Genomic DNA, 12,997 nt, shown 5'->3' with positions numbered 1-12,997 from the left:
CATTCGGGGAAAAATTTCATGAAAAAAATGGGGCTATAATAATATTCGACAATCGAATCTAAATTCCCTTTTCTACTTAACCCAAAAGGAATAGGTACTTTTTTGAACAAATGTTCAAAAAGGTACCTGGTACCAATTTGAACCGTGACCAAAAATAAAGCATCCGGCTTTTATCAAAATTAACCGGATGCTTTATTTTACTTTTTCTTATCTAGGTACATTCCATCAATGGAGAAGTTCCCGTAAGGATCTGCATATTGATCGCTTTTCTTCTTTTGAAGGCTCAACAGTTTGATATCCTGTTTGATTTTGCTTTGATGATTCTCTAGCAACGTCTTAAGTTTATACTCTAATTTTCTAAGCTCTTCTTTATTGTTCTGGCTGAGCTCCCCTAAATCGGGAAGCTCCTTGAGAATGAGCTCTCTTTCATTCAGCATTCCTTGTATGGTCTCAATAAATTCTTCTCGGTCATCGGTAGGAAATTCCGCTTCAAGATGTGCCAGCAGCTGTTTCGTCTTTTTTATAAAACGGACCAGCGCTTCCATCTACACCTGTCCACTTTCTGCCATCTGTGGTTTCTTCGCTAGTTTCATAACTTCTTTCCAAGTATCCCGAAATTCCAAAACAAATCCTTCAACCTCATCAAGAATTTCTACACTGTTTTTTGTATTGGCCTCAATGAGGCGATGATAGAGATAATCATACATTTGTAATAAATTCTTAGAAATTTCAACGTTCATGTCTAACGTAACCATAAGCTCTTGAACAATATTCTGAGCCTTAAGCAAGTTGGTATGACGTTGTTCTATATCATTAGCTTCAATTCCTAATTTTGCAAGCTTAATAAATCTCAAGCAACCATTATAAAGCATGAGAGTCAATTCTGCAGGTGAAGCAGTATTAACTGAGTTTTGCTTATAGGCTTGATACGGCTGTTGCATTGCCAAATTACTCACCTTCTTATATTATTTCCATCCGGCAGTGGTGTTATCTTCTGGGTAGAGCCGTTTCTTATTTCTGACCCATTCCTAGCTGGGCCAAAAGCTGTGAAGATTGACTGTTTAGTTGCTGCATCGCTTTTTCCATCGCAGTGTATTGGTTCCAATAGCGTTGTTCAACCATCTTTAACCGATCTTCTAATCTTGTAATATTATCCTTAATTCTCAAAATATCTTTACCCATTGAGTAGTTATGCTCGGTTTTATAAGTATTCCCGGCCTTTTCCTCAATCTTGCCCATTGTTTCTGCTATTGAACTACGAAGTCTACGGGCAATACCTAGAACGGGTGTCGTGTTCTTATCATTAGGATTAAGTGATGCTGTTCCATCCGCCATAAAAAGCTGATAAATGGCTTCCGGGTTATCTTCAATGGCTTCCCTCAGCTTGTCCTCATCGATTTCTAGCTTTCCACCATCCAGATAATCCTTTGAGGTCTTTATCCCAATCTCGGAAAGCTGATTGTATTTCTTGTCCGTACGCGTATCCGCATTTGAAACGACCTCAGCATAGAGATCCATTCGCATTTTTGAAAGCCCAGAGGATAACAATGTGTCACGGCGCAGCATCCCGCTCCTTGCTTTCTCTTCCCATTGCTCAACCTCTTTCTCTTTCATTGCAGCTTTTTGCTCATCTGTTAACGGAGTAAAGGTTCGATAACGCTCTTCTTTTAACTCCCCGTTAATCTTTCCAATCATCTCATTGTATTTATCCACAAATTCTTTGATGGTTTTCACAATTTCGTCGGTGTCGTTTTTGACACTGATTGTTGAAGATTCAGTGGAACCAGCCGAATCTTTCTTTAATGTAAAGGTGACATCGTTCATTGTGAAAGTGTTTGATTTTCTGGTTGTTTGTAATCCATTAATGGTAAAGGAAGCATCTGTACCGTGTGAAGAGTTATCTTCATTAGAAGAATCCAATTTTAATGCGCCTGTAAAAAAGGAAGCAGACTCGCCGACAAAATTTATCGATTTTCCGTCTTTGACTAATTCTCCCGTTGCCTTGCGTTGTGTCACAACCTTGTCTGTGCCACTATCGTAGAAAATATTAATCCCTACATTGGATTTGTTAATTTCATTGAACACGCTGTTCAATGATGTAGTTCCAGAGAATTTGAAGCTTGATTCCCTCGTATTAGTCGAACCATCCTCATTATACGTTTCAATATTAAAGTCTAAGTAATTGGCCTTAAATTCTACGCTAAATGTATCCCCTTCAGCTAGGGATTCTCCAAATACCATTTTGCCAGTATTATCATCAATATAAACTTCTTTCCCGGTAGGTTTATCACTTTCTGTGGCTGCTTTAGCTACAATTTTATAATTTTCTGTGCTACCATCAGCTTTCGTCACAGTAATAAATTGTTCACTGGTACCTGTCTGAGCATTTATATCTGAAATGGCTCCCCTTGTAAGTTGAAAATCCGTGCCTCCACCCTCAGGAACAGTAAAACTATTTGAGACATCTTCCTTCTTCCACGTTAAACCCGAAAGCTTATCCTTCTGCGACCACAAGCTTTTTGTCGGGTCTAATTTACCTCCAGTACTTATCGATCCAGTACTCTGAATCCTAGCAGCCGTGGCCAATTTCACATTCTCAATTTTATAAGAGACATTCCCAGCCTCAGCATTTGCAACTGCACTAACAAGTTCACTGTTGGAAGTCGTTACTGTTTTCTTTAACATCTTTGATTGTTTATATATATTATCAAATAAATAAGTATCAAAGCTCTTTAAAAGCTTATTCATTTCACGGTAATCATCCCGTTGCCACTCGATTACTTGCTGCTGCTGCTTAAGGCGATCCAATGGCTGTCTTTGAACCTTCATCAATGAATCTACGATGGATTGGGTGTCCAAACCACTTGCTAATCCGGTAAAGCGTATCGATTCTACCACTTTGTTCCCTCCCAATTAGAGCTTCTTATCTATAAATAAACCGAGAAAATGTGTCATTTTGGCATACATATCAAGCAGTTCTCTTTCGGGAATTTCCCTTATGACCTTTTTCGTGTCCTGATCAATCACTTCCACATAATAACGATCAAGGTCCTCATGCATTTTGAAATTCAAAGACGTATAATGTGGCTTTAAAAATTCGTTCATGCCGTTAACAATATGCTCTATGTCGTCCTTTGTTAACTCCTTTTTCTTTTCCTCATCTGTTTTCGTTCTTGCATTTTGTTGTTCTTCTTGATGTTTTTCTATTAATGCCCTCGCCTCTACCTTCAGCATTTGTTTGCTTTGAGTAGATTCAACTGAACCTGTTGAGGAAGCTAAACCATTAATTTTCATATTGAACAACTCCTCGATATAATCCTAAGAGTTATATCGGTTGAGAGTAGCTTTATTTAACATTTCTCGACAAATAATTAAAGGGAATTTACCAATGGATGTAAAAATTCTCTGCTAAAGACATGCCATCAGCCTGAAACTAAAAAAGAGATGTTCATAGATGATCCACCACCATCGACAAACACCTCTGTCTTTTAGATTTTACCCTTTTAGATCAATACTTGCTCCAAGATGTGGCTGTGCAGCTTGCTGAATCGCCCTCACATCTGCCTCACTCATCATCTTATTAAGGAAATCAGCGTTTCCCTCTGCAGAATCCATAGCTTTTTTCAGTATGGATATTGATGCCTGCTGGTTTACCTGGCCTTGACTGAAGGCCATGGATAATAATGCAACGTCCATAAAAAAACCTCCTCTTCATTCTATTGTCTCCTTCTTAGTAAAAGAAAACAAGCTTAAACGGCGAAATCCGAACTAGAATCCGTAAAATTGCTGCATGCTCTTCTTGATCTCTTGAATAATCGGCTGGTTCTCAATTTCCACGACAGATATTTTGAGCCTTTCTAAAACTGGTTTCAAAATAAGATGTAGCTCTCTAGTTATCCATACCTCTCTAGGCACTGCTTCCAGCTTTTCTCCAAGTTGAACAAAAATGGATTGTATATTTTTTTCACGTTCCTCTGGCCGCAACAGCTCATGATGAACAATCATTCCATTTTTTCGTTCAGCTGCTACAAAAACGAGCGGAAAATAAGGCCTTTCTGATGGTTGATCTTGAACAGGGCCGAGACTGTAAAACATGCCGATTTCTAAAGGCACATTAAATTTTTTATTTTTTGTCTTTATTCTCTGAAGATCTAGTTCGCTAATATGAAAATCACTCGGTTCTGCTTCTACCTCATTTGCTTTCAGTAAAATATGCGTATCCTGCCAATTCAATGTTTTACTTATCTCAACTGCTGACTGGGCAAGACACTCTCCTTCCTCATGAAAGCCCTCGATAATAAGTCCATCTTTTACTCGACGACAAATATCAAGCGCCCGCTCTAAGACGATAGCGAATGACTCTACTTCTTCACTTGATAGAAGCCAAGGATAATAGCCAGGGACTAAGCTACGAAACATCGGCCATTTCTTATGTCCTCGGAAGGTGAACCCTGCTTGTTTGATAAGATTGTAATCATCTGGTGTAAGCTCGTCACGATTGCAAAAGCTTAAGACAATGCTATGATTTTGGTAGATTGCATCCTCATTAATAACAGAACCCGCTACAATACCTTTCAAAAAAGCAAGTCCATCCTGACCTATAAAAGCAGCAAGCCCAAATTCTTCTCCCAACGCACCCATGATAGAGCAATAAAAGTATTCACCTGATTGTGGATCCTGCACTGCAAAGATTTGATCATCATCAAGGTACTCCCAAGGGGCCAGCTCGTTAAACTGTTTAGCTAAACTTAAAAGATGTGGCCAATGATTTTCCCTATCATCCTTCTGTTCGTCTAAAGGTAAAGAAAGTTCCTCCGCAAAAACGTTTAAAAGCAAATTAATCCTACTCTTTAGCTCTTCTGGATCGACCTCTTCTACCTCCTCCACAAATCCACCGCTATCCTCTTCCGCTGGCCCCCTCATGGCTTTCACACAATATGGATAAATCATCCCCTGTTCAGGAGCCAAGATTTTCTCTAGCACGATTTCATGGCGCCAATCATCACCAAAATCATACACATAAACAAGCTTGTCCTTTTCTTTGACAAGCCAATCGGATAATGTTTCAACGGTTTCATCATAATCATAGTCATCGAATCCTAGCAAATTATCATCATCAAAACCGATAGTAATAAATCGATTGGTTAGACTGACTCTATTTGTTTTTCTTGCCTCAAAGCAATGCAAATGCATACCCTGCCAATCGAAAGCGATTTGAATCGTCTCATGGAGATCCGCTAATGTCATGTTTGAGTCTACTAAAAGTCTTCTCCAAATAGGGGGGCTCGTATGCTGAAGGGTAATTTTCAATTGATAGATCATGCGTCCGATACCTCTTTTCAAAAGAATATATAGCAGAATGGAATATTCTTATTATTTTCCTTACTAGAAGTATAATCTTTGTTCAAACAAAACTTCAAGATGAGCTTGTGGATAGGCATCTTGTACTTTGAAAATATTGTATACTATCTCTATAAGATGAATGAAGAGAGGTGATAACATGACGAAGAAAAAAGTAAAAGAATCCCCTTCTACCTATGAATTCAAAGAGGAACGTTTCGAGATCATTGAGGGGGTGCGCTATGAGATGCAGGCCGCACCTGCAATAAGACATCAGCAGTTAGTAAAGTACTTGTGCAATAGCTTGGATGTCACTTGCGCACCAGAGGGACTTGTCCTCACGGCTCCGATCGACGTCCATTTCGACGATGCTAACGAATGCCAGCCAGATATTATTTATATTGCAAACGAAAACCTCAACATCGTCACGGAGAAAAAAATTATCGGCGCACCTGACATCATTGTTGAAATTCTTTCACCAAGTACAAGCTACAATGACAAAATCCGCAAAAAAGCAGTATATGAGCGATTTGGTGTGAAGGAATACTGGATTGTCGACCCTGTTCACCAATACGTTGACCAATTCATCCTCGACAATCAAAAATACATCCTCGCCCAAACATATGGCAGCAAAGACACCATCCACTCCAACCTTTTTTCATGTATAAAAATAGAGCTAGAATCCATTTTTAGCCGCTTGTTGGTATTTGATAATGATAAGTAGTTCAACAACACCTTAGTATGTGAAATATTGAATTGCTAAGGTGTTCATTTCTAGAAAGACAATCGGATTCTAGAGATAAACGTTATAAAAAACATGATCCCATCACTCCATACATATATTTCACTATCCGTAGAAAAAAGGAGGGCTTCTATTGGATATACATGTAGTCAAAAGAGGGGAAACCCTTTGGCAAATAGCCAATGCTTATCATGTCAATCTAAATTCTATTGTGCAAACCAATGAATTACAGAGTCCTAATCAGCTTTTAATCGGGCAATCACTTGTCATTCCGACCGGGAACACAACTCATATCATTCGTTCTGGAGAAACACTGTGGTCTATTTCTCAGCAATATGGGGTCACGATTCAAGCGATTATCCAGGCAAATCAAATCACAAATGCGAATGTTCTCTATCCAGGGACGAAGCTTGTCATCCCGCCTATTGTCCACATTGTTCAGCCTAGAGAAACGTTATGGCAGATTGCTAGCAGGTATAAAACCTCCATTCCAGCTATCCTCGCTGAGAACCAATTGACGAATCCAAACTTAATTTATCCAGGAACACAGCTCATCATCCCTAGACCTAAACCAATGATTGAAGTGAATGCCTATACGTATCAATCAGATGAGGCAGCCGCAGAGTCCATTAATGAGATTGGGGATTTACTTACTTATTTAAGCCCATTCGCTTATATGATTACGGAGACAGGAACGCTAAATCCGATGAAGGATGAGCGCATGATACAAGCGGCCATTTCCAAAAGAGCGACACCGATGCTAGCCATTACCAATTTTACATCCACATCGGCTGGTTCGAATTTAGCCCATACCATTTTAGCAAATCCTACTTTACGTGATAAGGTGATCAACAATGCGCTTCAGGTCATGGACAGTAAAGGCTACAAGGGATTAAACATTGATTTTGAAAATGTCCTGCCCGAGGATCGAGAGAATTATAATCAGTTTCTTCAACGTGCGGTTGAACTCCTTCATCCAAGGGGATATTTTGTTTCGAGCGCGGTCGCACCAAAGGTAAGCGCAACACAAGGAGGTCTGTTATATACAGCACATGACTATGAAGCCCATGGGAGAATCGTTGATTTTGTCGTACTGATGACGTATGAATGGGGATATCGCAAGGGACCGCCACAAGCCATTTCGCCGCTTAATCAAATGAGGCGGGTAGTGGAATATGCCCTATCTGTTATGCCAGCTCAGAAAATATTTCTAGGATTCCAAATCTATGCGAGAGATTGGAAGATTCCATTTGTCCAAGGCTCAGAGGCAGAAACCTTCAGTCCACAAGAAGCGGTAAGACGTGCAGTAAAATATGGGGCAACCATTCAATATGATCAAACAGCACAATCCCCTTTCTTCCGTTACACGGATGATCAAGGACAGGGACATGAGGTTTGGTTTGAAGATGCACGAAGCGCCCAAGCGAAGTTTGATATGGTGAAGCAATACAATCTTCGCGGTGTAAGCTACTGGGCATTAGGATATCCGTATCCGCAGAATTGGGCGTTGTTGAAGGGGAATTTTCAGGTTAGAAAACTAATTTGACTGTAATGATACTGTACTGTCCACAATCTTTATAAAGATGAAAACTTTTAAGAGATAGCGTGTATCATAGTGTACTAGACTCATTAATTGTATAAAAACACCTTATCAGTTCCTATTAAGTTGAACATAAACTGATAAGGTGTTGATTCATTAGGCCATCTTATTTCAATAGCTCTAAAACGGTTTGTGGTTGATGAGATGCTTGAGAAAACAAGGTCTGTGAGACTTGAAGTAGCATTTCACTCTTAGCCTTGTTCATAACCTCATTCGCCATATTCGCATCACGAATTCTTGATTCAGCCCCAATGATGTTCTCGTGATATTGTTCATTGCCATTTATAATAGAGCTCAAACGATTTTGATAAGCTCCCATTTTACTTCGCTCACTTACCGTCTTTTGCAATGCCTCATCCAACCGGACAAGTGCTTTTTCCGCATGTTGCCTTGTGTGAACCATAACCGTATTGATTCGAAGTAAATTTAACGAAAGCCTTGTTTTATCCAGCGTCATAGCTTGGCCAGCATTCGCCCCTACCTGTATTTTCGGATCAGGATCTTCTTTTCTCTCTGCCATTTCAAAAAACAATGTCCCTCTCGCATTTCCTTGAATCGAATCTATGGAAATCTGCCCGAATTCTTCGGAACTTAGCTTCAGTCTCCCCTCATAATAAGAAGCAATCAGTCCTGAACCCGAAGACTTCAGTTGGCTATTTAGCATACCTAATAGATCATCCGCAACATATTCACCTGGAGGAAGGATCATTGTCTTTTGCACTCCATCTACACTAACAACGAATGTGTCATTAACCCCTTCTTTAATCTTAGTACCTTGGCTCAAATCAACAATTCCGACCGTATATGATGGAGCGGGTTCTCCTTGAGCCCGATAAAAAATAGTATAAGCGGCACTTCCTCGAACACCATCAATTCGGTAAGTACCAGTATCATTTCTTCCATCTTCAACAAAATGATATTTGAGAACAAGCTTTCCGTTGTCATCCACATTCGTTCCACTATCAATCCCACCGATTTGGAACAAGAGTGTATCATTAGGAAATCCTTTATCGGTTAAGGCTTCCTTAAGCTGATTATTCAATTGGGATACTATTTCTGTTGCATTGTATTTACCTGGTGGTAACGACAAATCAAAGGTGGCTTTCGCTCCATTTTTATATAGGTCAAATGTCAGACGGTCGTTTACATTTGGATTGATAATAATTTCTTTATCCACAATGGTTTCACGACCAACGATATAAGAATCGGTCTTATAGGAAGAACCTTGAGACACTCCATATCCAGGACTAACGTAATCATATCTCTGCATCGCTTCACGAAAGAAATCCCCAGAAAAACTAGAAAGCTGATAATTGCCGCTATTTTTTGTCGTCAACTTAATCGACCGACCTGAAGCACTAGCGATGACTTGATTATCCGGGATACCTTTAGCCTGAAAAGCATTGGATAATTGTTCGTTTAATTCGGTCAAAAGATCTTGGATTCCAGCAAAATCTCCATGTGTCACCCGAACCGCTATATCGTAGTTCACCCCGTTCTCGGAGTAGGTAAACAATAGCTCGTCATTGGTTCCATCAATGGTAAAATTAGAAGGAATCTCATACCTCCCAGTTACTGATGAACTCGTTTTTCCTCCAGATCCACTTAGAGAATTACTGATATTCAAAGATTCTCTTTCTAACCCTGGACCAGAAGCAGCTTGAAAGGCCTGACCACTACCTTCCGCTTTCGTTGAAAGCAACAAATATCTTCCATCCTTTAATGATGCGGTTACAACTGATTGATCGAGATGACGATTCACTTCATCAATAAAGCCTTGAGCATTATAGTTACCATTTGCTAATGTGATCGCTGTCGGATTCCCATTTAACGTAAATGTAAAGGTGTGATTATCATCCGTAATGGTCATTCCAGACAATAAATCTACCCGCCCCTGAGCAGTTGCTGGCGTGGTAGGAATAATAACATCTCCAATTTCCCCTTCAGGTGGATATTGGGGTGCCCCAGTCGTTCCTCCAGTGAAATAAGGCTGTAGAATTTCCGTTCCTCCAAATAGAGTATCATAGGCTGTGTTTTCGGCCGTTCTACCAACGTAGATGCTTCCTTGTCCTTGTTCTTTATGGGTTAGAACTAAAGAAGATTTCCCATTCGAACCCTGATTAAATGACGCAGTGATTTTCATCCCTGCGGTTGCAAATTGATTGTTTAGTTCTGCTATTAATTCGTCCTTCGTATATGTTTTTTGTCCTAGGTTTACCGTATACTTTGTATTGTCTATAGTAACGACCAGTTTATTATTTGTCTGATCAATCGTGGTATTATCCGTTAATCCATAATTTCCTTCTACTTTTGCAGTGGTTGTGGTACCTGGGTAGATATCCAAGTTATAATAGTGGACATTATTTTGATTGAATAAAACGTCATGGGCTGAAGAAGTACTGTCCACCTGAATTTTACTAATGCTTCCATATAGATTGCTGTTCAAGTTTAACCTTCCTGCTGATAAACTCACACGAATATCTATATCCAAATCAGAAAAAGCTTCCTCCAGTCTATTTTTTACTTCCGCCCCAGTTAAAGTGACTTCATCCTCTCCATCCTTTAGAAGATTAATAGTATAGTAGGACGGATCATCGTTCGCTTGGAGCCGTAATCGATCATTTTCTCCTCTTTTAATCGTCACCCCAGTAGTCAAGTTAGCCCGTCCATAATAATAGGCACTACTCTTAGAAACACTACCCTGTTTGGCAATATCGTAAATTATCGAGGTGATTCCATCAATTTCAATCATATTTCCACTTAAGCCAGTGATCACATATTTATCCGAAGTGATTGCGATATTATTCGTACCATACGGAATCGCTTTAACATTATCCTCACCCTTAGACGCTAAGTCCTGATTAATATAGTCAATTAACTCCTCTTTTGAAAAAGACTGTGGAGGAAAAGTGATCGTATACTGCTTTGAAGCACCAGCATAAAAGGATAGCTTATCATTTTTACCAGGGAGAATCGTGAGTTTTTGACCGTCCTGAAAGTTGGTTGTCCCAATGATCATCCCTGGAGGGTTTCCAATCGTATATTCATAAAAAAGAAAGGCTGCTCCCCCCTTGATCGAGTCAATGGACGACACCTCTTCAGTTTGCAAGGAGAGGGTTTGATTTTCCGTTACATCAACTATAATCGGTGGGGTGAAGCGAATCAGCTCATTATCTATTGCATCAGCGATCTCATTTACATCATAAATTCCCTCTGGAATCGTAATCTTCTTCGGAAAACCATCCACTACAATTTCTAGATCATTATTATAGCCATCAACAATTTTGATCGGTTCTGGAAAGATTCGATTCCCTTCTAGCTGGGCATAGGCAGGAGAATGTTGTTCAATAACTGGCTTTGTATTCCAATTAGAGTCTCCTACCATTTCATTAATCGCTTCTTGAAGATGAGAAAATTCCTTTTGAATGCTCTGACGGTCCTGATCTGTCAATGTATCAGATAATGCTTGTACAGATAACTCCCTCATTCTTTGGATCGTATCTGTTATTTCCCCGAGGACCCCATCTGTAGTCAGTACCAGCGACTCGGCTTCCTTCGCATTTTGCGTCGCTCTCGCTAATGCCCTAATTTGAGCCCTCATGCCTTCACTTATGGATAAACCTGCTGCATCATCTGCAGCTCGATTAATTCTTAAACCACTTGCCAAACGTTCATTTGCTTTATTCACATTTTTTATTTGTTTATTCGATTCATTCATTAGTTTTAATCCCTGAAGATTATGCCGAATATACATAGTTGCCTCCAAAGTCACATCATTCACAATTGTTATAGATATATAAGGATATTTTACCATAAAAATTAGAGAATAAGGATGAGAACTAACTACTACTGACCTTAACGCACATAACTTCAAGAGGGATTCATTTATGATCATTAATCACAATTTATCGGCCTTAAATACATATAATGGTGGCGGAGATACAGAGATTTCCAAAATTGTTAATTCCATTGGGACAGGAAGTAAGACAGATTAGCAAGGTACCCAGGAAATTATTCTGTCGCGTATTTGGCCGTCCGTTTACTTGCATGAGAAAACTCCTGGGGGAATTGAGACAATCATGAATTATTTATAAAACAATCCCAGCAACGACTAGTTTTGGTTCTACTCCCGGATTTATTACAGCTTTTAAGAATGATATTCAGAGTTTTGCAGATTTAAGTAAAGCAGACATTGTACTCGATCCCGTCTCAACCGGAGAGACAGATACAAGTGCCGTCGGAAATGCCGATGCAGATGGCGGGGTTGCCAACCAAGCGCATGAGGTAATTCCTGATTCTCCTAATGCAGCCGATTGACCAACCATATACAGGCTTTAATATCATCTGGCCGTCAACAGCTGAAAAAGGGAATCTACATATGCAAATTGGCGCCAACACAGGACAAACCATTCAAATTGCCATTAAAAACATGCGAGCAAGAGCACTCGGAATTGCTGGAGACTCCGGTCAACAACCTGAAGATAGGTCAGCAAACTACTCTACTAAAAATAAAACCGACTTTGGCAACTATGCACTAGATGTCACCACCCATGGAAAAGCTACCGCGGCGATAAAGGTATATGATGAGGCCATTGAAAAAATCTCTGCCTATCGCAGCTAGCTTGGGGCACTACAGAACCGCTTAGAACACACAATTTACAATTTAAATAACAGCAGCAATAACCTAACATCCGCAGAATCTAGACTACGAGATGTGGATCTCGCACAGGAAATGATGAAATTTACGAAGGAAAATATTCTCGGACAAGCTGCACAAGCGATGCTCGTGCAGGCGAATCAGATGCCGCAGAGAGTCTTGCTGTTGTTAGGGTGAGGTGAGGGAGGTATACATCTAACATTGTATGATATATTGTAAAAGGAAAGTTATTACTTTTATTGTTAATTTCCTCAATAATATCAACAAGTAAATTACTTAATTGTGCTGTTGTTTCAGTGAGAGATTCACCTAGATTATTAATGTATATTTCCATTAAATTATTTGAAGAAACAAACAATTCCACAAAACGATTGGAGTTTTCAGATATTTCCTTCATATTTAAGTTTTCTTCAGAAACAATGAATTCATCCATAAGTTTCATATTATCTAATAAAGCTCTTTTATAGTAATACAATCTTACACCAACTTTTTTGGGGTTCCATTTTTGTGCGCTTACACTATTTAAACGTAAACCAAATCAATGATATTGATTGAATAAATACTGTATTTTGCAAGAAAAAAGTACATAAAAATGCAATAAAAAATGCAGAAGCTTGCCAGCCTTATTTAAAGTGATTATGATTGACGGGATAGTGCG

11 protein-coding genes and 1 pseudogene are annotated in these 12,997 nt (G+C 39.4%); 4 read left to right on the top strand and 8 right to left on the bottom strand.

All coding sequences use genetic code 11. The annotated features are described in order from the left end of the window. Positions 1-197 precede the first annotated feature (197 nt). From J2S07_RS16875 to J2S07_RS16850, 6 genes are all read right to left on the bottom strand, one after another. Complete coding sequence (locus J2S07_RS16875) at positions 198-545, bottom strand: hypothetical protein (protein WP_307151577.1); 348 nt, start codon at positions 543-545, stop codon at positions 198-200. Continuing rightward, positions 546-947 carry a flagellar export chaperone FliS gene (fliS, locus tag J2S07_RS16870; RefSeq protein WP_307151576.1) on the bottom strand — a complete coding sequence of 134 codons (402 nt, stop codon included), beginning with the start codon at positions 945-947 and terminating at the stop codon, positions 546-548. It lies immediately after the preceding gene. Between the two features lie 64 nt (positions 948-1,011). Further along, on the bottom strand, positions 1,012-2,898 hold the full coding sequence (fliD, locus tag J2S07_RS16865; RefSeq protein ID WP_307151575.1) for a flagellar filament capping protein FliD: 1,887 nt from the start codon (positions 2,896-2,898) through the stop codon (positions 1,012-1,014). 15 nt (positions 2,899-2,913) lie between these two features. Further along, complete coding sequence (gene flaG, locus J2S07_RS16860; RefSeq protein ID WP_307151574.1) at positions 2,914-3,294, bottom strand: flagellar protein FlaG; 381 nt, start codon at positions 3,292-3,294, stop codon at positions 2,914-2,916. 201 nt (positions 3,295-3,495) lie between these two features. After that, the gene (locus tag J2S07_RS16855) at positions 3,496-3,696 is read right to left on the bottom strand and encodes a YjfB family protein (protein WP_307151573.1); all 201 of its coding nucleotides are present in this window, start codon (positions 3,694-3,696) and stop codon (positions 3,496-3,498) included. 72 nt (positions 3,697-3,768) lie between these two features. Next, on the bottom strand, positions 3,769-5,322 hold the full coding sequence (locus J2S07_RS16850) for a plasmid pRiA4b ORF-3 family protein (protein WP_307151572.1): 1,554 nt from the start codon (positions 5,320-5,322) through the stop codon (positions 3,769-3,771). Between the two features lie 178 nt (positions 5,323-5,500). Between J2S07_RS16850 and J2S07_RS16845 the strand changes: the two genes are divergently transcribed. Together J2S07_RS16845 and J2S07_RS16840 are read left to right on the top strand one after the other, a co-directional pair. Then, positions 5,501-6,064 (top strand): Uma2 family endonuclease, encoded by a 564-nt coding sequence (locus J2S07_RS16845; RefSeq protein ID WP_307151571.1) that lies wholly within the window; start codon positions 5,501-5,503, stop codon positions 6,062-6,064. A 151-nt stretch (positions 6,065-6,215) separates the two neighbouring features. Further along, positions 6,216-7,628 (top strand): LysM peptidoglycan-binding domain-containing protein, encoded by a 1,413-nt coding sequence (locus J2S07_RS16840; protein WP_307151570.1) that lies wholly within the window; start codon positions 6,216-6,218, stop codon positions 7,626-7,628. A gap of 160 nt (positions 7,629-7,788) precedes the next feature. Here J2S07_RS16840 and J2S07_RS16835 read toward each other — a convergent pair whose 3' ends face one another. Next, entirely contained in the window at positions 7,789-11,436 is a 3,648-nt protein-coding gene (locus tag J2S07_RS16835; protein ID WP_307151569.1) for a flagellin N-terminal helical domain-containing protein, read from the bottom strand. 549 nt (positions 11,437-11,985) lie between these two features. On the opposite strand from J2S07_RS16835, the gene J2S07_RS21995 reads away from it, so the two are divergent. Together J2S07_RS21995 and J2S07_RS16830 are read left to right on the top strand one after the other, a co-directional pair. Then, complete coding sequence (locus J2S07_RS21995) at positions 11,986-12,303, top strand: flagellin family protein (RefSeq protein WP_370872869.1); 318 nt, start codon at positions 11,986-11,988, stop codon at positions 12,301-12,303. After that, positions 12,295-12,516, top strand: a pseudogene (locus J2S07_RS16830) (flagellin); the annotation flags it as partial. The gene J2S07_RS21995 and the pseudogene J2S07_RS16830, both read left to right, overlap by 9 nt. On the opposite strand, the gene J2S07_RS16825 reads toward J2S07_RS16830, so the two are convergent. Continuing rightward, positions 12,425-12,814, bottom strand: coding sequence for a hypothetical protein (locus J2S07_RS16825; protein WP_307151616.1), 390 nt, complete (start codon positions 12,812-12,814; stop codon positions 12,425-12,427). The pseudogene J2S07_RS16830 and the gene J2S07_RS16825 sit on opposite strands and share 92 nt — an antisense overlap. Between the last annotated feature and the right edge of the window lie 183 nt (positions 12,815-12,997).

This window comes from Anoxybacillus andreesenii, assembly GCF_030813005.1.
In the GTDB taxonomy this organism is placed as follows: domain Bacteria; phylum Bacillota; class Bacilli; order Bacillales; family Cytobacillaceae; genus Robertmurraya; species Robertmurraya andreesenii.
The sequence above is the reverse complement of the archived record's forward strand: the minus strand, read 5'-3'. Positions and strand labels throughout refer to the sequence as shown.